This window comes from Streptomyces sp. NPDC046122 (assembly GCF_056429965.1).
Genome location: NZ_JBWKLQ010000007.1, coordinates 231,853 through 253,055 on the forward strand (window position 1 = coordinate 231,853; position 21,203 = coordinate 253,055).

Genomic DNA, 21,203 nt, shown 5'->3' on the forward strand with positions numbered 1-21,203 from the left:
GGCGGACATTGCGGGCGCTCACGGGGCGAGGACGTCCAGCTCCTGGAGCGCGCCGAGGGCGATCTCGCGGGTCAGCCGCTCGGCCCGGACCGCGTCTCCTTCCCGTACGGCTTCGGCGACTTGGACGTGCAGCGTGACCGCCGCCGGGTCCGGATCCTCGAACATCACCTGGTGCCGCGTCCGTCCGCTGAGCACTTCCGCCACCACGTCGCCGAGCCGCGCGAACATCTCGTTGCCTGATGCACGCAGTACGACGCGGTGGAACGCGATGTCGTGCACGAGGTACGCGTCGAGCTGCCGGCCGCGCGAGGTGGCGACCATCCCGAGCGCCTCCTCGGTGAGCGCCGCGCACTGCTCGGGGGTGGCGAACCGCGCGGCGAGTCCAGCCGCCACCGGCTCCACGGCCGAGCGCAGGACGGTGAGGGAGCGCAGCTGGCGGAGGCGGTCGGCGCCGGCCAGCCGCCAGCGGATGACCTGCGGATCGTAGACGTTCCACTCCTCGGTGGGACGCACGGTCACGCCCACCCGGCGGCGCGACTCCACGAGGTGCATCGACTCCAGGACCCGGACCGCCTCGCGGACGACGGTGCGCGAGACGTCGAAGCGCTGGGCGAGCTCGTCCGTACGCAGCACACTGCCCGGCGGATACTCACCGGCGGTGATCGCGGGGCCGAGGCTCTCCAGCAGCTGGGCGTGCAGTCCCCGGGCCTGGTTGGTCATGGAGATCAGCGTACGGGGCGGGCTCCGGCGGCGAAAAGTACGACGTTTATGTCACAGACTCTTGAATACGTCGTACCTAATGGGTTTCAGTAGCGCGACGGACCGATGTCGATGAGGACAGCGAGGCACTCCACTGATGAACAGCCCCCACGTCGTCGTGGTGATGGGCGTGGCAGGGACCGGCAAGACCACCATCGGTCCCCTGCTCGCCGCCCGGCTCGGCGTTCCGTACGCCGAGGGTGACGACTTCCACCCGCCGGCCAACATCGCCAAGATGTCGGCCGGAACCCCGCTGGACGACGCGGACCGGTGGCCCTGGCTCGACGCCATCGGCGAGTGGGCGCACGGCCGGGCCGGGCTCGGCGGCGTCGTCAGCGGCTCGGCCCTCAAGCGCGTCTACCGCGACCGGCTGCGCGCGGCGGCCCCCGGAGCGGTGTTCCTGCACCTGACGGGCGACCGGGCGCTGATCGAGGAGCGGATGCGCGAGCGCAGGGGCCACTTCATGCCGACCGCGCTGCTCGATTCGCAGTACGCCGCACTCCAGCCGCTCCAGGACGACGAGGCGGGCGTGGCCGTGGACGTCTCCGGCTCTCCCGAGGACATCACCGAACGAGCCGTCGCGGCCCTGCGCCGGCTCGACAGCACCGACTTCAGAAAGTAGAGCCACCGTGACCAGTCTCAGCGTCGAGACGCTGGCAGCGGGCGCCGTCGAACCGATCACCTCGGCGGGCAACGCCCAGCTCGGGACGGCCGTACTCGCCGGCATCGCCGTCATCGTCCTGCTCATCACGAAGTTCAGGCTCCACGCCTTCCTCGCGCTGACCATCGGGTCGCTGGCGCTCGGGGCGTTCGCGGGCGCCCCGCTCGACAAGGCCGTCACCAGTTTCTCGACCGGCCTGGGCAACACGGTGGCGGGCGTCGGCGTGCTCATCGCGCTCGGCGCGATCCTGGGCAAGCTGCTCGCCGACTCCGGCGGCGCGGACCAGATCGTCGACACGATCCTCGCGAGGGCGAGCGGCCGCGCGATGCCGTGGGCGATGGTGCTGATCGCCAGCATCATCGGCCTGCCGCTCTTCTTCGAGGTCGGCATCGTGCTGCTGATCCCGGTGGTGCTGCTGGTGGCCAAGCGCGGCAACTACTCACTGATGCGGATCGGCATCCCGGCGCTGGCCGGCCTGTCCGTCATGCACGGGCTGATACCGCCGCACCCGGGGCCGCTGGTCGCCATCGACGCGATCGACGCCAACCTGGGCCTCACCCTGGGGCTGGGGGTGCTCGTCGCGATCCCGACCGTGATCATCGCGGGGCCGGTCTTCTCGAAGTACGCCGCCCGCTGGGTGGACGTCCCCGCGCCGGAACGATTGATTCCGCAGCGTCCCTCCGAGGATCTGGAGCGCCGTCCCGGCTTCGGCGCGACCGTGGCCACCGTCATGCTCCCGGTCGCGCTCATGCTGGCCAAGGCGCTCGTGGGCATCGTGGTCGACGACCCCGGGAACGCCCTCCAGCGGGTCACGGACGTCATCGGCTCGCCGCTGATCGCGCTGCTGGCCGCCGTACTGGTGGGGCTGTTCACGCTGGGCCGGGCCGCCGGGTTCACCAAGGACCGCCTCTCCTCGACCGTCGAGAAGTCGCTCGCCCCGATCGCGGGGGTGCTCATGATCGTCGGCGCGGGCGGCGGATTCAAGCAGACGCTCATCGACGTGGGCGTGGGGCAGATGATCCTGGACTTCTCCGAAGACTGGGCGATCCCGACGCTGCTGCTGGCCTGGCTGATCGCCGTCGCCATCCGTCTCGCGACGGGCTCCGCGACGGTCGCCACCATCTCCGCGGCCGGTCTGGTCGCCCCGCTGGCCGCCGACATGCCGGCCTCGCACGCGGCGTTGCTGGTGCTCGCGGTGGGCGCCGGCTCGCTCTTCTTCAGCCACGTCAACGACGCGGGGTTCTGGCTGGTGAAGGAGTACTTCGGCATGGACGTCGGCCAGACGATCAAGACCTGGTCGGTGATGGAGACGATCATTTCGGTGGTCGCACTGGGCTTCGTCCTGCTGTTGTCACTCGTTCTCTAGGTCCCGCCGGTCGTCCGACTCCTGTGCCCACAGCGGGTGTTCCACCCCCGCCCACGCGCGGTCGACGGTCCCGGTGCGCATGCCGCGGCGGGACTCCGGCCGTGCGGCGGCCATCCCGATGTGCCCGGCGATCACTATGCCCATGGCGAGGGCGAGCCAGTCGTGGACGAAGGTGGCGCTCGTACGCCAGACCAGCGGGGCGAGGTCCGTGAACCACATGAGCAGCCCGGTGCCGAGCATCACGAGCACCGCCCCCGCGATCCAGCCCGCGTAGAGCTTCTGGCCGGCGTTGAATTTGCCCGCCGGGCGCGGCCCGTGCTCCCGTCGCAGCGCGGCCCGCAGCCACTGCCGGTCGTGCGGCCCGAACCGGTTGAGTCGGCCGAGGTCCGCGCGGAAGGCCCGGGAGGCCAGGCCGAGCAGGAGCGGCGCCGGGATCAGCACCCCCGACCACTCGTGCACGGTGACGACCAGGTGGCGGCGGCCGACGAGTTCGGCTAGCTGCGGTACGTACAGACAGGCCGCCGTCGCGAGGCACAGCAGGGTCAGGCCCGCCGTGGCGCGGTGCACCCACTGCTCGGAGCGGCTGAAGCGCCTCAGCCGGGCGGGGAGTTCAGACCGTGGGGGCATCGTCGCGTCCGTTCGAGCGGCCGACCCAGGCGTCGACGTCGTAGCCGCGCTTCTCCCAGTACCCGGGGCGCACCTCGGGGGTGACAGTGATGCCGGACAGCCATTTGGCCGACTTGTAGAAGTACATGGGCGCGACGTACAGCCGCACCGGGCCGCCGTGCGCGTGGCTGAGCGGCCTGTCCTTCATCCGCAGGGCCACCAGGACGTCTCTCCTGCGGGCCTGCTGGAGGGTCAGGCTCTCGCTGTACGTGCCGTCGAAGCAGGTGAAGCGGATCGCGGCCGCCTCGGGCCGCACCCCCGCGGCGGCCAGCAGCCGCGACAGCCGCACCCCCTCGAAGGGCGTGTCCGGGACCCGCCACCCCGTGACGCACTGGACGTCGCGCACGATCCGTGTCTGCTCCATCGCGCGCAGGTCGTCGAGCGTGTACGTCGCGGGCCGCTCCACCAGCCCGTCGACCTTCAGCCGGTAGGTCTCCGGGCCCTTGCGCGGCACGGAGGAGGCGACGGAGTAGTAGCGGAAGCCGCCGCCGTTGGGCAGGAGGCCGGTCAGGCCGGTGGGGTCCCTGTCCGCGGCCGAGCCGAGGAAGGCTTCGAGCCCTCTCTGGAGGTACGGCGCGGTGACCAGGCCCGCGGCGCCCAGGCCCAGCATGCCCAGGACGAGCCGGCGGCCGACGGGGGCGCCGCCGCTGTCCGGGCCGGCCGGAGGTGGCGGAGTCATGGGTCAATTCGAACACCCGCGGCCGCCGAGGGCCAGCGACCGCGGGGATCCGTCAGGCTTCCGTCAGATTTCGCCGGCCTGCTTCTCCAGCTGGAACGCCTCGTTGCCCAGACCGATCCGGGCGTGCACTTCGGGCTTGGCCGAGCGCAGCACCGCCCCGTAGACCAGCCCGCCGACGAGCGCGACGCCGATGACGCCCGGCAGGATCCAGCTGAGCGCCGAGCCGGGGCCCGCGCCCACGAGGACGTCGAAGTCCTTCACCGTGTAGAAGGCGATGACCAGGAGGGCCGCCGCGGCGATGCCCGACGCCACCAGGCGCCCGGCCTGCGCGCGGCCGGCTCCGCGGCGTACGAAGAAGGCGATGACCGCGATGGACGCGGCGGCCATCAGCAGGATGACGCCGAGCGCCCCGACGTTGCCCATCCAGGTGAACAGGTGCAGCACGGGCACGGTCGGGTCACCGGCCGGCTTGTCGTCGCTGAACGCGAAGGCGAGGACGACGGCGAGGGAGAGGCCGGACTGGAGCAGCGAGCCGGCGGCGGGGGCGCCGCTCGTCCGGTTCGTACGGCCGAAGGAGGCCGGCAGCAGCCCCTCGCGGCCCATGGCGAACGCGTACCGCGCGACGACGTTGTGGAAGCTGAGCAGCGCGGCGAACATGCCGGTCACGAAGAGGATGTGGAGTACGTCGGTGAACGTGGAGCCGAGCCGGCTCTCGGTGAGGGTGAAGAGGAGCCCCGGCCCCTGCTCGCCCGCCACCTCGACGATCCGGCCGGGTCCGGCGGCGACGCTGAGCGCCCAGGCGCTGAGGGCCAGGAACAGCGCGGCGTACCCGACGGCGAGGAACATCACGCGCGAGACGACGATCTGCGGGCGGCTGGTCTCCTCGGCGTACACCGGGGCCTGCTCGAAGCCGACGAAGGCGGCGATGCAGAAGCAGAGCGCGGTGCCCAGTCCCGCGCCGGTGAGGGTCTCGGGGTTGAACGCCTGGAGGGACAGGCCCTCCTTGGCCGGTTCGGCGATGGCGGCCACGTCGAAGATCACGACGAGCGCGCACTCGACGACGAGCAGCACGCCCAGCACCTTGGCGTTGAGGTCGATCTTCAGCCAGCCGAGCGCGCCGACGACCACCACCGCGACGAGTGCGGGGACCCACCAGGCGACGGTGATGTCGAGGTAGGTGGCGAAGATCCCGGAGATCTCGAAGCCGAGGATGCCGTAGATGCCGACCTGCATCGCGCTGTACGCGACGAGGGCGACCAGGGAGGCTCCGGCCCCGGCGGTCGGGCCGAGGCCGCGGGCTATGTAGGCGTAGAAGGCGCCGGCGTTGTGCACGTGGCGGCTCATCTCGGCGTACCCGACGCTGAACAGCATCAGGACCACGCCGAGGATGACGAAGAGCAGCGGCTGACCGACGATGCCCATCACGCCGTATGTAGTGGGCATGACACCTGCGACGACCATGAGCGGTGCGCTCGCGGCCAGGACGGACAGCAGCAGTCCCGTCGTGCCGAGGCGGCCGGCCCGCAGCGCGCGTTCCTGCCCCTTGTAGGTACGGATCTCGCCGCCGTCCGCGGCGTCGGCGGCCCTGCTTCTTTCGCTCGTGCTCGAACTGCCCGACATGGCGGGGTGGTCCCTTCGCTTCGGTGAGGTGACGTGGGCGGTGGCCTTGAGGTGCGGGGTCATGCGATCCCCAGCGCGGCGCCGCGCGCGGCGCGGAAGGCCTTGTGCGGGTCGCGGTCGGGGTACGACCACGGGGCTTCGGTGGCGTGCGGGCCGATGCGGTTGATGAGGGCGGCGGCCTCGGCCGCCCTGCCCTCGCAGAGCTTCGCGTGGGCAAGGTAGTTGAGGTCGATGTGCCGGCGCGGGTGGCCCTCGTGCTCCCACTCCAGCCACCAGTCGAACGCCGCCTTCATCACCTGGCGGGCGCGCCGGCCCGTCCAGTGGCCGGAGAACGCGGGGTCGTCCGGCACTTTGCCCGCGAGGGCCAGGGCCCGGTAGCGCTCGGCGTGGGCCACCACGGGCAGTACCGCGAGCGGGGAGTCGGCGGGGGCCTGCTCGGCGGCCCAGGCGGCGAAGTCGTACACCTCGTGGAGCGGGTCGCTGCCTATGTCCGGGCGGCGTTCGGCGAGGCGGGCGGCCATCAGGTGGTGCGCGTGGTGGTGCTCGGGGTGGCGCAGCCGCACCTGGTCGAAGAGCTGGGTGACCTCCTCCTCCGTACCGAGGGAGCGGGCCAGGAGCAGCAGGCCGAGCCAGGGCGTCGGGTCGGCCGGCGAGCGTTCCGCGGCGCGGCGGCACGCCTCGCGCGCGCGGTCCTCGGACTCCTTGCCGCGCAGCGCACCGAGGACGGCGGCGCAGGCGATGAGCGTGACGGCGTCGGCGCTCTCGGGTTCGGCGAGCAGCCAGTCGCCGGCCCACGCGGCGGCGCCGTTGGCCTGGGCGAGCACGACGAGACGGTGGCCCCGGCGGTCCCAGTCGTCGCCGGTGGCGGCGAGCAGGGAACGGGCCCTGGTCCAGCGTCCCTGGGCCAGCTGTCCGCGTACGGTGACGAGTTCGGCGTCGTCGAGTGCGGCGTCGAACGAGGGGTCGGTACGGCGGCGCGAGCGGCCGAGGGGTGGCGGAGGTGGGGGCATCCGCGGGTCCTCCACGGCGCAGTGTGCGAGCGTTTGATCACGCACAGCAAAGCGGTACGGGGTAGTCCGCGTCAAGGGCGGTCTAAACCAACTTTCGGCCGACATTCGGTAGTTGAACGGGCACCCACCTGCGACGACCCGGTCCGACGGCCGGTCCGGGGCCTAGTCTTGCGTCCATGTCCGCACCCTCTGCGCTGCCGCCGTGCCTGTTCGCCTTCCCCGGGCCGCTCCGCGACCGGCTGGTCGCCGCCGTGCTGTCCGGCGAGAAGGTCTCGACCACCGGCCTGCTCGCCGAGTACGAGGCCGAGCAGGAGGAACTGCCGCCCGCCGGCGAGCGGTCCGTCGTGATCGACTCGGAAGGCCGCGAGGTGGCGGTGATCGAGCTGACCGAGGTACGGGTGCTGGCGCTCGGCGAGGTGGACCTCCAGCACGCGCTGGACGAGGGCGAGGGCTACACGTCGGTGGCCGAGTGGCGTGCGGGACACGAGCGGTTCTGGCACGGCGAGGAGATGCGCGAGGCGCTGGGCGACCCGGAGTTCACCGTCGACGACACCACGATGATCGTCGCGGAACGCTTCCGGGTCGTGGAGCGCCTGGAGACCTGAGGGGCGCCGGCAGCGGCGCCGCGACCGGCGCGCCTACGCCACCGCGCGCGCCGCCGCCCGGCCCGCCGTACGTCCGGAGAACAGGCAGCCGCCGAGGAACGTGCCCTCCAGGGAGCGGTACCCGTGGACTCCGCCGCCGCCGAAGCCCGCCGCCTCCCCCGCGGCGTACACGCCCGGCAGGACGTCGCCGCCTTCCGTGAGCACGCGCGACGACAGATCGGTCTCCAGGCCGCCGAGCGACTTGCGGGTGAGGATGTGCAGGCGGACGGCGATGAGCGGACCGGCCGAGGGGTCGAGGATGCGGTGCGGCGCGGCCGTGCGGATCAGCTTGTCGCCCAGGTAGTTGCGCGCGCCCCGGATCGCCATGACCTGGAGGTCCTTGGTGAAGGTGTTGGTGATCTCCCGGTCCCGCGCGGTGATCTCGCGGCGGAGCTGCGCCTCGTCGATCAGAGGCTCGTCGGTGAGCGCGTTCATGCCGCGCACCAGCGAGGCGAGGTCCTTCTCGACGACGAAGTCCGCGCCCTTGTCCATGAACGCCCGGACCGGCCCGGGGACGTCGGCGCGGGCGCGGCCGAGGACGCCGCGGACGGACTTGCCCGTGAGGTCCGGGTTCTGCTCGGAACCCGACAGCGCGAACTCCTTGCCGATGATCCTCTGGTCGAGGACGAACCAGGTGTGGTCGTACCCCGTGCGCATGATGTGGTCGAGCGTCCCCAGCGTGTCGAAGCCCGGGAAGAGCGGTACCGGCAGGCGCCTGCCGCGTGCGTCGAACCACAGGGACGAGGGGCCGGGCAGGATGCGGATGCCGTGCTTGGCCCAGATCGGGTTCCAGTTCTGGATGCCCTCCGTGTAGTGCCACATGCGGTCGCGGTTGATCATGCGTCCGCCGGCCGCCTCCGTGACGCCGAGCATCAGGCCGTCGACGTGCGCGGGCACGCCGGAGAGCATCGAGGCGGGCGGCGTGCCGAGCCGCTTCGGCCAGTTGGCCCGCACGAGGTCGTGGTTGCCGCCAATGCCGCCCGAGGTGACGATCACCGCCTGGGCGCGGTACTCGAACGTCCCCGTCACCTCGCGGCTGCTGGCCGCCCCGCGCTCGGCGCCCGAGGGCTCCAGCACCTCTCCGGAGACGGTGTCCACGGAACCGGCGCCGCGCGCCAGGCCGGTCACGCGGTGGCGGAACCTCAGCTGCACCAGGCCCCGCGCCACCCCGTCGCGCACCCGCCGCTCGAACGGGGCGACGATGCCGGGTCCGGTGCCCCAGGTGATGTGGAAGCGGGGTACGGAGTTGCCGTGCCCGGTGGCGTCGTAACCGCCGCGCTCGGCCCAGCCCACGACCGGGAAGAAGCGCACGCCCTGCCCGTGCAGCCAGGCCCGCTTCTCACCGGCCGCGAAGTCGACGTACGCCTCGGCCCACTTGCGCGGCCAGTGGTCCTCGTCGCGGTCGAAGCCCGCCGTGCCGTGCCAGTCCTGGAGGGCGAGCTCGCGGCTGTCCTTGATGCGCATGCGGCGCTGTTCGGGCGAGTCGACGAGGAACAGCCCGCCGAACGACCAGTGGGCCTGACCGCCGATCGACTGCTCGGGTTCCTGGTCGAGCAGGATGACCTTGCGGCCCGCGTCGACGAGTTCGGCGGTGGCGGCCAGGCCCGCGAGGCCCGCCCCGATCACGATCACGTCAGCGTCGTACGCCATGGTTTCCGTCCTTGCCGGTGGCGGGTGGGGCGAGAAGTTACCCGTGCGTCAGATCTTCGGCAGCGGCGGGCGGGGCGTCAACCGCCTGGCGGCGGTGGGGTTGGATGGCCGTATGACTCCTGAGACTCCTGTGACTCCCGCCGACGAGATCCTGGACGTCGTCGACGAGAACGACGAGGTGGTCGGCCGGGCCCCGCGCGGCGAGGTGTACGCGCGGGGCCTGCGCCACCGCTGCGTCTTCGTCCTGGCGCGGGACGGCGAGGGCCGGTACTTCGTGCACCGCAGGACGCCGGTGAAGCTGGTCTTCCCCTCGATGTACGACATGTTCGTGGGCGGGGTGGTCGGCGCGGGCGAGTCGTACGACGAGGCGGCGCTGCGGGAGGCGGAGGAGGAGCTGGGGGTCTCCGGGCTGCCCGCGCCCGTACCGCTGTTCAAGTTCCTGTACGAGGACGCCGACGGGGCGCGGACGTGGTGGTCTTACGTCTACGAGGTGCGGTGCGACCTGCCGGTGGACCCGCAGCCGGAGGAGGTCGCCTGGTACGGCTTCCTGACCGGCGCCGAGCTGGAGAGGCGGCTCACCGGGGGCGAGTGGCCGTGGGTGCCGGACGGCCTCGCCGCCTGGCGGCGCCTGCGCGCGACGCCCGGCGACGCCGCCCCGCCGGCCCCCGGCCGGCCCTGAACGCGCCCCGGCCGGCGCGTTCCCGGGGCACGGAGAGCCGCCGGGTAGGGTGCGGCGGGTGACCGAGTTTGTACGGGGGCTGCGGCTCTGGTTCGCGCCGCAGCGGATCCGGGAAGAGGGCGAGACGCCCGACTACCGCTTCTCGCTGGCCAACGAGCGCACCTTCCTGGCCTGGATCCGTACGGCGCTGGCGCTCATCGGCGGCGGTTTCGCGGTCGACCAGTTCCTGCCCGGCCTGGCGTGGGGCGTACGCGCCGCGATGGCGCTCGGCCTGCTGGCCGCCGGTGTGCTGTGCGCGCTGCGGGCGGTCAACCACTGGGTGCGGTGCGAGCGGGCCATGCGGCGCGGCGACGACCTCCCGGTGACCCGTTTCCCGACGGTGCTGAGTCTCGTGGTGGCGGTCGTCGCCGTCGTCATGGTGGTGGTCGTCCTCTTCGGGTGGGAGGGCGGCGCGTGACCGGCCCGGCGGGAGCCGGGACCGCGGGCCCCGCGCGGGACCCCGGCCTCCAGCCGGAGCGGACGCGGCTCGCCTGGCGCAGGACGACGCTCGCCTGCACGGTGGTGGCCGTACTGGCGGCGAAGCAGGCGGTGCACGACGAGATCGGCGCGGCCGGGGTGGTCGCCGCCGCGCTGTGCGTGCTCGTCTGGCTGGGCTTCCTGCGGATCGCCCACCACCGCATCCGGACCCTCGGCAGCACAACCAGGCCGGCGCCGATGTCCGTGCGGGCCGCGGCGACCGCGACGCTCTGCACGATCGCCCTGGCCGGGTTCGCCGTGGCGATCGTGGTGTGACCGGCCCGGAGCGGTCGTGCGGACGCCGTCGCCGCCGCGCCCCCACGGGTGGTCCGGTGGCGAAACCGCCGCGGCGCGGGGCCGGGAAAGGGGACGCCGGTGGCGCCCGGGACTAGCCTGGAAGTACCGCAAAGCATCAGTAATCGCACCAGAGGTGGACGTCATGAGCACCCTGCACCAGGAGCACGCCGCCCACACCCACACGCACGGACCGGCCTGCGGGCACGACGCCGTCCCGCACGGCGACCACACGGATTACGCGCACAACGGGCACCTGCACCGCGAGCACTCCGGACACTGGGACGAGTGCGAGTCCACGGACCACCACAGTCACGGCGGTCACACCCACGAGCACGGCCAGGGCTGCGGCCACAGCGCCGTCCCGCACGGCGACCACCTCGACTACGTGCACGACGGCCACCGCCACGCCGCTCACGACGGGCACTGGGACGACCACTGAGGCGCGGGCCCGGCCACCGGGCCTCCCTTCCCCGGACGGGCCGCGACTGGCAGGCTCGTGTCGACCTGTCCGGACGCCGAACGACCCGACGCCCGCCCCGGGGGACCCGCAGTGCCTGCCACGGACCCGCACCTCGTCCAGCTCGCGCCCGACGTGCACGCGTACATCCAGCCGGACGGCGGGTGGTGCCTGAACAACGCGGGGTTCGTCAGCGACGGCGCCTCGACGCTCCTGGTCGACACCGCGGCCACCGAGCGCCGTGCGCACGCGCTGCGCGAAGCGCTCCTGGCGACCGGCGCGCCGCTCCCCCGCACCGTCGTCAACACCCACCATCACGGCGACCACACCTACGGCAACGGCGTCTTCGCGCCCGGGGCCACGGTCGTCGGGCACGACGCATGCCGCGCCGAGGCGCTCGCCGCCGGCCTCCAGCTCCACCTCGTGTGGCCGGACAACGACTTCGGCGACATCACCGTCACCGCCCCCACTCTCACCTACAGCGAGCGGCTCACGCTCCACACGGCCGGGACCGAGGTGCGGGTGCTCCACCCCGGTGTGGCGCACACCACCGGCGACTCGATCGTCCACCTGCCCGAGCACGGCATCGTCTTCACCGGCGACATGGTGTTCCAGGGCGGCACCCCCTTCCTCCCCATGGGGTCGCTGAGCGGGTCCCTGCGCGCCCTCGGCCTGCTCCGCTCGCTGGACGCGCGGACCGTGGTGCCCGGCCACGGCCCGGTCACCGACCCGTCGGCGTACGACGCGACCGAGAGCTACCTGCGGTACGTGGCGGAAATCGCGGAGGCCGGGCACGCGAAGGGCCGCACGCCGCTGGAGACCGCGCAGGAGGCCGGCCCCGGACCGTTCGCCGCGCTGCGCGAGAGCGAGCGGCTCGTCGCCAACCTGCACCGGGCCTACGCCGAACTGGACGGCCTGCCGGAGGGCTCGCCCCTCGACCCGCTGCTCGTCTTCGGCGACATGGCGGTCATGAACGGCGGGAAGCCGGTCGCCTGCCACGCGTGATCCGCGTCTCTGGGCGCGTCGGCGCACTGGACGGCATACCGACTGGTCGGCATGATGAGACGCGACGTCCTGTCCGCCCCCGGAGGTGCCCCCATGAGTGCTGTCCACCCGCCAGGTCTCGATCTCGAGCAGTTGCGCGGTCATCTCGACCGCGTGAGGCCGGGGCTGGTGAGCGGACCGCTCAGCGCCCGGCTCATCGAGGGCGGCCGCTCGAACCTGACGTACGCCGTCACGGACGGCACGGCCCGGTGGGTGGTGCGGCGTCCGCCGCTCGGCCACGTGCTGGCGACCGCGCACGACATGAAGCGCGAGTACCGGGTGATCAGCGCGCTGCACCCGACCGACGTGCCGGTTCCCGAGCCGCTGCTGCTGTGCGACGACGAGTCGGTCGTCGGGGCGCCGTTCTACGTCATGCAGTTCGTGGAGGGCGTTCCGTACCGGACGGCCGGCGAGCTGGCCGCGCTCGGCGCCGAGCGGACCCGCGCCGCCGTCCTCGGCCTCGTCGACACGCTCGTGGACCTGCACGCCGTGGACCCCGGGGCCGTCGGCCTCGGCGACTTCGGCCGCCCCGAGGGCTTCCTGGACCGGCAACTGCGCCGCTGGGGCAAGCAGCTCGACGCCTCCCGCAACCGAGAGCTGGCGGGCATCGACGAGCTGCACGCCGCGCTCGGCCGCTCGCTGCCCGACTCCCCCGCGCCCACGGTCGTGCACGGCGACTACCGGCTCGACAACGTCCTGATCGGCGGCGAGGACGACCGGATCAACGCCGTCCTCGACTGGGAGATGTCCACCCTCGGCGACCCGCTCACCGACCTCGGGCTGCTCGTGATGTACAGCTCCCGGCCGGACGTGCCCGACTCCCCGGTCTCCACGACGGCCGGCGCCCCGGGTCACCCCTCGCCGCGCGAGATCGTCGAGCGGTACGCCGCCCGGTCCGGCCGGGACACCTCGGCCATCGCCTGGTACACGGCGTTCGCGTGGTTCAAGCTCGCCGTGATCCTCGAGGGCATCCACTACCGCTACACGCTCGGGCAGACCGTCGGCGCCGGCTTCGACCGGATCGGCGACCTCGTGCCCGTCTTCATCGAGCACGGTCTGACCACCCTTCAGGAAGGCTGAGCCCCGCCATGGATTTCGCATACGACGCACGGACCGAAGAGCTGCGCGACAAACTCCTCGCCTTCATGGACGAGTTCGTCTATCCGGCCGAGAGCGTCGCGCACGAGCAGCGTGAGCGGCTGGCCTCTCCGTGGGACACCCCGCAGGTCGTGGAGGACCTCAAGGCGGAGGCCCGCAGGCAGGGCCTGTGGAACCTGTTCCTGCCCGACGTGGAGTACGGCGCGGGGCTCACCAACCTCCAGTACGCCCCGCTCGCGGAGATCACCGGCCGCAGCCCGCAGCTCGCGCCGACCGCGCTGAACTGCGCGGCGCCGGACACGGGGAACATGGAGCTGCTGGCACAGTTCGCCTCCGAGCAGCAGAAGAAGCAGTGGCTGGAGCCGCTGCTCGCCGGTGAGATCCGGTCGGCGTTCGCGATGACGGAGCCCGAGGTGGCCTCGTCGGACGCGACGAACATCGAGACGCGGATCGAGAGGTCCGCCGACGGGTCCGAGTACGTCGTCACCGGGCGCAAGTGGTACATCTCCGGGGCGATGAACCCCGACTGCAAGATCTTCATCGTCATGGGCAAGACCGACCCGGACGGTGCGGACGTACGCCGCCAGCAGTCGATGATCCTCGTGCCGCGCGACACCCCGGGCGTCGAGATCCGGCGCGCGATGCAGGTCTACGGGTACGAGGACCACTCCCACGGCGGCCACGCGGAGGTCCTCTTCCACGGGGCGCGCGTGCCGGCCTCGGCCCTGGTCGGCGAGGAGGGCGGCGGTTTCGCCATCGCCCAGGCGCGTCTCGGGCCGGGCCGGATCCACCACTGCATGCGGCTGATCGGCATGGCGGAGCGGGCGATCGAGCTGATGTGCCGGCGGGCGGTGGAGCGTACGGCCTTCGGCAAGGCGCTCGCCCAGCAGGGCGTGGTGCACACCTGGATCGCGGACGCGCGGGTGGCCGTGGAGCAGTTGCGGCTGCTGGTGCTCAAGACGGCGTGGCTGATGGACACGGTGGGCAACCGCGGGGCGCACACGGAGATCCAGGCCATCAAGATCGCCACACCGCGCGCGGTCGTCGACATCATCGACAAGGCGGTGCAGCTGCACGGCGCGGGCGGGGTCAGCCAGGACTTCCCGCTGGCGGAACTGTGGGCGGGGGCGCGGACGCTGAAGCTGGCGGACGGGCCGGACGAGGTGCACCAGCGGTCGCTGGCGCGACGGGAACTGAAGAAGTACGTCTGACAGGACGCGGCGCGGGCGGGACGACGTCCCCCTCGCACGCGAACGGGGCGGCGTACGCCGACGCGGTGTCGGGGTACGCCGCCCTGGGGCGGAGCGAGTGGGCGGGAGGAAGGCGGCCCGCGCCGGCATGGCTCCTACTTGGGGTCGTGGTTGAACTTCGAGGCCGACCAGCGGTAGCCGAGGACCGCGAGGCCGAGGGACCAGGCGACGGCCAGCCATCCGTTGTGGCCGATCTCGGTGCCGAGCAGGAGGCCGCGGAGCGTCTCGATGGCGGGGGTGAAGGGCTGGTACTCGGCGATGGGCCGGAACCAGCCGGGCATGGTGTCGAGGGGGACGAAGGCGCTGGACAGGAGCGGCAGGAGGATCATCGGCATGGCGTTGTTGCTGGCGGCCTCGGCGTTGGGACTGATCAGCCCCATGCCGACCGCGATCCAGGTGAGCGCCATGGCGAAGAGCACGAGCAGTCCGAACGCCGCGAGCCATTCCAGGGGGGTGGCGTCCGTGGAGCGGAAACCGATGGCGGCGGCGACCGCGCCGACGAGGACCACGCTGGCGATGGACTGCAGGACGCTGCCGACGACGTGCCCGACGAGCACCGAGCCGCGGTGGATGGCCATGGTGCGGAAGCGGGCGATGATGCCCTCGTTCATGTCGGTGGAGACGGAGACGGCGGTGCCGATGACGGTGGAGCCGATGGTCATCAGCAGGATGCCGGGGACGATGTAGGCGATGTAGGCGGAGCGGCCCGCGCCGCCGCTCATCGCGTTGCCGAAGATGTAGACGAAGAGCAGCAGCAGCATGACGGGCGTGAGCAGCAGGTTCAGCGTGAGGGAGGGGTAGCGCCGGGCGTGCAGGAGGTTGCGGCGCAGCATGGTGGACGAGTCGCGCACGGCGAGGGACAGGGTGCTCATCGGGCCGTCTCCTTGGGCTGGTTGGGCTGGCTGGGCTGGTTGGGGATGCCGGCGCCGCCGCCGGTGAGAGCGAAGAACACGTCGTCGAGGTCGGGGGTGTGGACCGTCAGTTCGTCCGCCTCGATGCCGGCGGCGTCGAGCCGGTCGAGGACGGAGCGCAGTTCGCGCTGGCTGCCGTCGCTGGGGATCTGCAGGGCGAGCGCCTCGTCGTTCCGGCCGGCTTCGCTGAGCGCTGTGGCCGCGTTCCGGTAGGTGTGCGGGTCGGCAAAGCGGAGGCGGACGTGTCCGCCGGGGATGAGCCGCTTCAGCTCGTCGGCGGTGCCCTGGGCGGCGATCCTGCCGTCGTTGAGCACGGCGATGCGGTCGGCGAGTTCGTCGGCCTCCTCCAGGTACTGGGTGGTGAGGAAGACGGTGACCCCGCCCGTGACCAGCTCGCGGATGATCTGCCACATGGTGTGGCGTGAGCGCGGGTCGAGGCCGGTGGTGGGCTCGTCGAGGAAGATGATCCGCGGGTCGCCGACCAGTGTCATGGCGATGTCCAGGCGGCGCTTCATGCCGCCGGAGTAGGTCGAGGCGGGCTTCTTCGCCGCCTCCGCCAGGTCGAACCGCTCCAGGAGTTCGGCGGTGACGCGCCGCCCTTCGCGCTTGGACAGGTGGTGCAGGTCCGCCATGAGGAGCATGTTCTCCTCACCGGTGATCAGGCCGTCGACGGCGGAGAACTGCCCGGTGACGCCGATCGCGGCGCGGACCGCCTGCGCGTCGGTGGCGAGGTCGTGACCGCCGACCCGGATCTCGCCGGAACCGGCGCCGGCGGACACGAGGGTGGAGAGGATCTTCACGGCGGTGGTCTTGCCGGCGCCGTTCGGGCCGAGCAGGGCGAAGACCGTGCCTGCGGGGACGGCGAGGTCGATGCCGTCCAGGACGGTCTTGTCGCCGTACGCCTTGCGCAGCCCGTTCGCCGCGATGGCCAAGCTGGTGGTCATGAGGGGTGCTCCTTGTAGTGGCTCGAGGCTGCGGAGGGGGTGGCTCAGATGCTGCGGGCGTCGATGTCGCCGTACTCGGTGGTCGCGTGGATGTTCAGGCCGGCGGCGCCCTCGGTGTTCTTGAGCGCGTTGTGGATCCGGCCCGAGCCGGTGCCGGCGTCCAGGGAGGCGGAGACCCCGGCGGCGGCGACCACCGACACGTCGCCCATCTGCGTGCGCAGAACGACCGTGCCGCTCACGGCCTCGGCGATCCGGATGTCGCCCTTGCCGGTGCTGATCTCGGCGGGGCCGTTGAGGCGGCCGACCGCGATGTCGCCGGCGTGGGCGGTGAGGCGCAGGCTCGCGGCCTCGTCGATCTTGGTGGTGCCGTACGCGCCCTCGAGGACGACGTCGCCGAACCGTCCGACCGCGCGGAACTCGGCGCTCGCCGCCCTGCCCTCGACGCGGGAGCCGGCGGGGAGCTGGACGGTCACCTCGACCGATCCGGAGTTGCCGAGGATCCGGTTCTTCGCCGCCGGGGCCTCGATCCGCAGGACGCCTTCCTCGTACGAGACCTCGATCTGCTCGGCGGCCTTCACATCGCGGCTCTTGGAGGCGTTCGCGGGGAGGACCTCGACTGTGGTGTCGGCGCGGTCGGCGGCGATGAAGCGGATGATCCCGGCGGGGATGTCGAGGACGGTGGCGATCGCGGCGGGGGTGTCGAACTTCTGCATGGTGTGCTCCTTCGGTTTCTGCGGTTCGTCGTTTCCGATGAGTGAAACGCTACGTTGCGTTCAACAGTCCGGCAACTATCTTGTTCCGCGAAAACCGCATAACTGCAGGCCAGTAACGGGAAATTGAAGCAATGATTCTGAACGTTAACGCAACGACCCTGACCCTTTGCGTTGCAACGGCTTGAAGGTGAACGCTATGGTGGCGCTACCCCGGGCGTACGGGCCCGGGCCGCACAGGACACGAAGGAGACCGCGATGCCCGGAGGCAGGCTCACCCAGCAGGAACGCCGGCAGATCGCGCTGGGACTGGCCGACGGCCTCGCCTACGCGGAGATCGCCCGAGCTCTCGACCGCCCCACCTCGACGGTCACGCGTGAGGTCATGCGCAACGGAGGCCCGACCGGCTACCGCCCCGACCAGGCCCAGCGCGCCACCGAACAACGCGCTCGCAGGCGCGGGCTGACCACGGCCCGGGACCAGGGGACGCCCGAGCTCGCCCACGGGCGCGACGCCGAGGCGGTCCGCGCGTACGAGGAGACGTTCACCCAGGTCCTCGTGCAGTCGGGGGTCTCCCCGATGGCGGCCCGGCTGCTGGTCTGCCTCTACACCACCGACGAGGGCAGCCTCACCGCGGCCGAGCTCGTCGGGCGCCTCCAGGTCAGCCCGGCGTCCGTCTCCAAGGCGATCGCGTTCCTCGAGGAGCAGGGCCTCGTCCGCCGGGAGCGCGACGAGGGCCGCCGCGAGCGCTACTTCGTCGACGACGACGTCTGGTACCAGTCGATGATGGCCAGCGCCCGCTCCACCGCCCAACTCGGCGAGACCGCACGCGCGGGCGTCGGCATCCTCGGCCCCGGCACCCCCGCCGCCATCCGTCTGGAGAACATCTCCCGCTTCGTCGACTTCGTCAGCGAGAGCATCACCCGCGCGGCGGAGCAGGCCCGCGACATCCTGTACACGAAGCCCGCAGGCACCTCAGCCGGGGCCGCCGAGCCGGGTGCGGATCGCTGACGGACTGTCGCACCTCCGTGGTGGCGGGCACCACGAAAGGGGCTGAAGCCGCTTCCTGAGCGACTTCAGCCCCTTCGGTGTACGAGGCCGGGCGGGCGAGTGCGGCGCCGGACCTACGGCCGCAGCGCCCGCAGCAGCAGGTCCGCCAGGTGGTCCGCCACCTGCTGCGGGGTGAGCGGGCCGTCCGGGCGGTACCACGTCGACAGGTGGTGCACCGAGCCGAAGTGGTAGTCGACCACCAGGTCGGCCGGGGTGGCGGTGGAGAACACCCCCGCCTGCTGCCCCTCCTCCACCAGCGCGCGGAACCGCTCGTGGTAGCGCCGCCGCTCCGCCCGTACCTGCTTGTCCTTCTCCGGACTCAGGTGGTGCATCGACCGGAAGAAGATCGACGCGTCGTCGAGGTTGTCGATGGTCGTGACCACCACGTCCGCAGCCGCGTCCCGCAGCCGCCGCTCCACCGGCGCGTCCGCGTCGGCGTACGCGTCGAGCCGCTCCTGCTGGAGCCGCAGGACGCGGGCGTACACCTCGTGCAGCAGGTCGTCCTTGGAGCCGAAGTAGTGGTAAAGCGCGCCCTTGGTGACGCCGGCCGCCTCGACGATCTCCTGCACCGACGTGCGGTCGTACCCGCGCTCGGCGAACAGGCGGGTGGCGGCGGCCAGCAGCCTCTGGGGGACGGGGATGCCGCTTCCGTCCGTCGTCCTGGCCATTGCCGCCACCTGCCTTTCGTCGAAACAACCGGTTGAGGGTTCAGGAACGGGAACGCAGTTCCCGCCTGAGGATCTTCCCACTCGTCGTCTTGGGAAGTTCGGGCAGGATCTCCACTTCGCGCGGGTACTTGTACGCGGCCAGCCGCTCCGCGCAGTACGCGCTGAGCTCCGCGGGCGCCGCCCCGGCCCCGGGGCGCAGGCTGACGTACGCCTTGACGCTCTCCCCGCGGTAGGCGTCGGGGATGCCGACGACGGCCGCCTCCCGCACCGCCGGGTGGGTGTAGAGGACGTCCTCGACCTCGCGCGGCCAGACCTTGAAGCCCGACGCGTTGATCATGTCCTTCTTGCGGTCGACGACGTAGAGCCAGCCGCCCTCGTCCATGAAGCCGATGTCGCCGGTGCGCAGTTCCCCGCCGGGGAAGCCCTCGGCGGTCGCCTCGGGGCGGCGCCAGTAGCCGGGAACCACCTGGGGGCCGCTGACGGCGATCTCGCCCTGCTCGCCGAGGGGCACGTCCGCGCCCTTCTCGTCGACGATGCGCACGAGCGTGTCGGGGCCCGGCACGCCGACGGACAGCGTGCCCGAGGCGGGGTCGACCGGCGCCTCCTTCTCGGGCGGCACGGACGCGCAGGGCGCGGTGCACTCGGTGAGCCCGTACCCGTTGCGGATGTACGGACCGAAGCCCGCCCGGAACTTCTCGACCAGGGCCGGGGGCAACGGCGCGCCGCCCGACGAGATGACCTCGAAGGAGGCGAAGTGGTCCCGCGTGACGCCGGGGGTCGCGGCCAGCGCCATGAACGCGGTCGAGGGACCGACGCTGTAGGCGGGGCGGTGCTCGGTGAACGCGTCGAGGACGACGCCCGGGTGGAAGCGGTACGCGAGGGCCAGCGTGCCGGTGTTGGCGACGCAGGCGGCGAGTTCGCAGACCATGCCGGTGATGTGGAAGAGGGGCGCCAGGGCGAAGTACGTCGAGCCCTCGGCAATGGGGTGGCCGGTGCGCTGTCGCTCGGCGTTGTGCATGATCCCGCCGTGCAGGTTCATGGCGCCCTTGGGCGTGCCGCTGGTGCCCGAGGTGTAGCTGATCAGGGCCACGTCGGCGGCGGTGGGTTCGCGGTCCGCCGGGGCCGGCAGCCCGCGGCGGGCGACGGCCACCAGGTCGTCCGCGTCGGAGGCCGGCTGTGCCCGCTCGAAGTTCAGTACGCGGGTGTCGTTCCGGGTCTGGAGGTCCAGTTCGCAGGCGGTGAGGGCGATGTGCACGGGCGAGGCGGCGGCGGTCTCGCGCAGATACGCCTCCCACGCGCGGTCCGAACAGATCAGCGCGCTCGCCTCGGCGTCGCCGAGCGCATGGGTCACCTCCGCCGACTTGTACATCGGGTTGAGCGGGACGACGACCGCGCCGGCCTTCCAGGCGCCGAGCAGCGCGAGGACGAAGTGCGGGCTGTTCTGGAGCATGATCGCGACGCGGTCGCCCTGCCGCAGGCCCCTGGCGGCCAGGTGGCCCGCGACGGAGTCCGACAGCACGTCGGTCTCGCGGTAGCTGAGGCGGCCGTCGAAGTACGCGAGAGCGGGATGCTCGGGCGCGCGGGCCGCCGCGTCGCGGAAGGCGTGCAGCAGGGTGGCGGGCGGGTCCACCGGGGCCCGCTGGGCGTCGGTGAGCTGGGCGAGCCAGGGCTTCGCCGCGTAGACGGAACCGGGCGCGCTCTCGCTGGTCGGCTCGCTCATCGGCCTGTTTCCTCCCACTTGCGCTGCAGGTGGTTCATGTGGGTCAGCCAGCGGTCCGGGTCGCCGGCGCGGGCCTGGTAGTACCCGGCCACCTCGGGGTGCGGCAGGATCAGGAAGCGGTCGGCCCCGATGCCGTCGAAGAGCGCGTCCACGACGTCCTGCGGCTCGATGGCGGTGGGCGCGAGGACCAGCTCACCGGCCGAGCCGGCGGCGGTCAGCATGTCGGTGCGCACGCCCTGGGGGCATATCGCGTGGACCTTGACGCCGCGGTGACGGTAGGTCAGCGAGAGCCACTCCGCGAAGGCCAGCGCGCCGTGCTTGCTGACGCTGTAGGGGGCCGCGCCGACCATGGTGAGCAGGCCGGCCGCCGAGACGGTGGAGACGAACCGGCCGCTGCCGCGCTCCAGCCAGTCGGGCAGCAGCGCCCTGGCCGCCCTGACGTGGGCCATCACGTTGACGTCCCAGGCGGCGGCCCAGACCGCCTCGTCGGCGAAGGCGTCGCCGGGCGAGGCGAGGCCGGCGTTGGCGCAGTACACGTCGATCCGGCCGCCGAGCGCCTCACGGGCCTCCTCGACGATCGCGGAGGCGTCGCCCGCGACGGCGGTCGCGCCGATCTCGTCGGCGATCCCCTTGATCTTCTGCGCGTCGAGGTCGTTGACGACGACGCGTGCTCCCGCGGCGGCGAATCCGCGGGCGAGAGCGGCGCCGATGCCGCCTCCCGCACCGGTCACGACGACTCCCGCGTCCTGGAACTGGCTCATCCCTGAGGTCCTGCCTCTCCTGCCGATCCTGCCGACGACTCCG

23 protein-coding genes are annotated in these 21,203 nt (G+C 72.2%); 11 read left to right on the forward strand and 12 right to left on the reverse strand.

Annotated features, from left to right (window positions below; genetic code table 11):
* Positions 1-18: 18 nt before the first annotated feature.
* Positions 19-720, reverse strand: a complete 702-nt coding sequence (locus AC07FK_RS20835; RefSeq protein WP_479106388.1) for a FadR/GntR family transcriptional regulator — start codon at positions 718-720, stop codon at positions 19-21.
* 136 nt (positions 721-856) lie between these two features.
* On the opposite strand from AC07FK_RS20835, the gene AC07FK_RS20840 reads away from it, so the two are divergent.
* Both AC07FK_RS20840 and AC07FK_RS20845 read left to right on the forward strand, forming a co-directional pair.
* Positions 857-1,381: a gluconokinase gene (locus AC07FK_RS20840; protein WP_479106389.1), complete on the forward strand. Its 525-nt coding sequence runs from the start codon at positions 857-859 to the stop codon at positions 1,379-1,381.
* 7 nt (positions 1,382-1,388) lie between these two features.
* Positions 1,389-2,786: a GntT/GntP/DsdX family permease gene (locus tag AC07FK_RS20845; RefSeq protein WP_479106390.1), complete on the forward strand. Its 1,398-nt coding sequence runs from the start codon at positions 1,389-1,391 to the stop codon at positions 2,784-2,786.
* Here the strand turns inward: AC07FK_RS20845 and AC07FK_RS20850 are convergent.
* The 4 genes from AC07FK_RS20850 to AC07FK_RS20865 form a co-directional block, all read right to left on the reverse strand.
* A complete protein-coding gene (locus AC07FK_RS20850) occupies positions 2,772-3,413 on the reverse strand; it encodes a cytochrome b/b6 domain-containing protein (protein ID WP_479106391.1) in 642 nt (213 codons plus the stop codon). The two genes, AC07FK_RS20845 and AC07FK_RS20850, sit on opposite strands and share 15 nt — an antisense overlap.
* On the reverse strand, positions 3,397-4,131 hold the full coding sequence (locus AC07FK_RS20855; protein ID WP_479106392.1) for a molybdopterin-dependent oxidoreductase: 735 nt from the start codon (positions 4,129-4,131) through the stop codon (positions 3,397-3,399). The genes AC07FK_RS20850 and AC07FK_RS20855 overlap by 17 nt, the downstream gene beginning before the upstream one ends.
* Before the next feature lie 63 nt (positions 4,132-4,194).
* The gene (locus tag AC07FK_RS20860; protein ID WP_479106517.1) at positions 4,195-5,751 is read right to left on the reverse strand and encodes an APC family permease; all 1,557 of its coding nucleotides are present in this window, start codon (positions 5,749-5,751) and stop codon (positions 4,195-4,197) included.
* A 59-nt stretch (positions 5,752-5,810) separates the two neighbouring features.
* Positions 5,811-6,761 carry a hypothetical protein gene (locus AC07FK_RS20865; RefSeq protein ID WP_479106393.1) on the reverse strand — a complete coding sequence of 317 codons (951 nt, stop codon included), beginning with the start codon at positions 6,759-6,761 and terminating at the stop codon, positions 5,811-5,813.
* Between the two features lie 176 nt (positions 6,762-6,937).
* Between AC07FK_RS20865 and AC07FK_RS20870 the strand changes: the two genes are divergently transcribed.
* A complete protein-coding gene (locus AC07FK_RS20870; protein WP_479106394.1) occupies positions 6,938-7,366 on the forward strand; it encodes an ASCH domain-containing protein in 429 nt (142 codons plus the stop codon).
* A 33-nt stretch (positions 7,367-7,399) separates the two neighbouring features.
* On the opposite strand, the gene AC07FK_RS20875 is transcribed toward AC07FK_RS20870, so the two are convergent.
* The gene (locus tag AC07FK_RS20875; protein WP_479106395.1) at positions 7,400-9,055 is read right to left on the reverse strand and encodes an FAD-binding dehydrogenase; all 1,656 of its coding nucleotides are present in this window, start codon (positions 9,053-9,055) and stop codon (positions 7,400-7,402) included.
* 130 nt (positions 9,056-9,185) lie between these two features.
* Here AC07FK_RS20875 and AC07FK_RS20880 point away from each other — a divergent pair, with 130 nt between their 5' ends.
* The 7 genes from AC07FK_RS20880 to AC07FK_RS20910 all read left to right on the forward strand — a co-directional run bounded on the left by AC07FK_RS20880 (position 9,186) and on the right by AC07FK_RS20910 (position 14,357).
* Positions 9,186-9,734, forward strand: coding sequence for an NUDIX domain-containing protein (locus AC07FK_RS20880; protein ID WP_479106518.1), 549 nt, complete (start codon positions 9,186-9,188; stop codon positions 9,732-9,734).
* Positions 9,735-9,792: 58 nt separating this feature from the next.
* Complete coding sequence (locus AC07FK_RS20885; RefSeq protein ID WP_479106396.1) at positions 9,793-10,191, forward strand: YidH family protein; 399 nt, start codon at positions 9,793-9,795, stop codon at positions 10,189-10,191.
* Positions 10,188-10,526 carry a DUF202 domain-containing protein gene (locus tag AC07FK_RS20890; protein WP_479106397.1) on the forward strand — a complete coding sequence of 113 codons (339 nt, stop codon included), beginning with the start codon at positions 10,188-10,190 and terminating at the stop codon, positions 10,524-10,526. The genes AC07FK_RS20885 and AC07FK_RS20890 overlap by 4 nt, the downstream gene beginning before the upstream one ends.
* A gap of 163 nt (positions 10,527-10,689) precedes the next feature.
* Positions 10,690-10,986: a hypothetical protein gene (locus AC07FK_RS20895; RefSeq protein ID WP_479106398.1), complete on the forward strand. Its 297-nt coding sequence runs from the start codon at positions 10,690-10,692 to the stop codon at positions 10,984-10,986.
* Positions 10,987-11,097: 111 nt separating this feature from the next.
* On the forward strand, positions 11,098-12,009 hold the full coding sequence (locus tag AC07FK_RS20900; protein ID WP_479106399.1) for an MBL fold metallo-hydrolase: 912 nt from the start codon (positions 11,098-11,100) through the stop codon (positions 12,007-12,009).
* 93 nt (positions 12,010-12,102) lie between these two features.
* Positions 12,103-13,128 carry a phosphotransferase family protein gene (locus AC07FK_RS20905; protein ID WP_479106400.1) on the forward strand — a complete coding sequence of 342 codons (1,026 nt, stop codon included), beginning with the start codon at positions 12,103-12,105 and terminating at the stop codon, positions 13,126-13,128.
* A gap of 8 nt (positions 13,129-13,136) precedes the next feature.
* Positions 13,137-14,357 (forward strand): acyl-CoA dehydrogenase family protein, encoded by a 1,221-nt coding sequence (locus AC07FK_RS20910; protein ID WP_479106401.1) that lies wholly within the window; start codon positions 13,137-13,139, stop codon positions 14,355-14,357.
* A 134-nt stretch (positions 14,358-14,491) separates the two neighbouring features.
* On the opposite strand, the gene AC07FK_RS20915 is transcribed toward AC07FK_RS20910, so the two are convergent.
* Genes AC07FK_RS20915 through AC07FK_RS20925 form a run of 3 tightly spaced genes read right to left on the reverse strand, consistent with a single transcriptional unit; the run spans position 14,492 to position 16,964 of the window.
* Positions 14,492-15,268, reverse strand: coding sequence for an ABC transporter permease (locus AC07FK_RS20915; protein ID WP_479106402.1), 777 nt, complete (start codon positions 15,266-15,268; stop codon positions 14,492-14,494).
* Positions 15,265-16,251: an ATP-binding cassette domain-containing protein gene (locus AC07FK_RS20920; RefSeq protein WP_479106403.1), complete on the reverse strand. Its 987-nt coding sequence runs from the start codon at positions 16,249-16,251 to the stop codon at positions 15,265-15,267. The genes AC07FK_RS20915 and AC07FK_RS20920 overlap by 4 nt, the downstream gene beginning before the upstream one ends.
* 44 nt (positions 16,252-16,295) lie before the next feature.
* Positions 16,296-16,964, reverse strand: a complete 669-nt coding sequence (locus AC07FK_RS20925) for a DUF4097 family beta strand repeat-containing protein (RefSeq protein WP_479106404.1) — start codon at positions 16,962-16,964, stop codon at positions 16,296-16,298.
* Positions 16,965-17,219: 255 nt separating this feature from the next.
* Here AC07FK_RS20925 and AC07FK_RS20930 point away from each other — a divergent pair, with 255 nt between their 5' ends.
* Positions 17,220-17,972, forward strand: a complete 753-nt coding sequence (locus AC07FK_RS20930; protein WP_479106405.1) for a GbsR/MarR family transcriptional regulator — start codon at positions 17,220-17,222, stop codon at positions 17,970-17,972.
* Positions 17,973-18,085: 113 nt separating this feature from the next.
* Here the strand turns inward: AC07FK_RS20930 and AC07FK_RS20935 are convergent, their stop codons facing one another.
* From AC07FK_RS20935 to AC07FK_RS20945, 3 genes are read right to left on the reverse strand one after another with little or no spacing between them, the layout of a single operon-like run.
* The gene (locus AC07FK_RS20935; protein ID WP_453406428.1) at positions 18,086-18,679 is read right to left on the reverse strand and encodes a TetR/AcrR family transcriptional regulator; all 594 of its coding nucleotides are present in this window, start codon (positions 18,677-18,679) and stop codon (positions 18,086-18,088) included.
* Between the two features lie 40 nt (positions 18,680-18,719).
* A complete protein-coding gene (locus AC07FK_RS20940; protein ID WP_479106406.1) occupies positions 18,720-20,399 on the reverse strand; it encodes a class I adenylate-forming enzyme family protein in 1,680 nt (559 codons plus the stop codon).
* Positions 20,396-21,160 carry an SDR family oxidoreductase gene (locus AC07FK_RS20945; protein ID WP_479106407.1) on the reverse strand — a complete coding sequence of 255 codons (765 nt, stop codon included), beginning with the start codon at positions 21,158-21,160 and terminating at the stop codon, positions 20,396-20,398. The genes AC07FK_RS20940 and AC07FK_RS20945 overlap by 4 nt, the downstream gene beginning before the upstream one ends.
* Positions 21,161-21,203 lie beyond the last annotated feature (43 nt).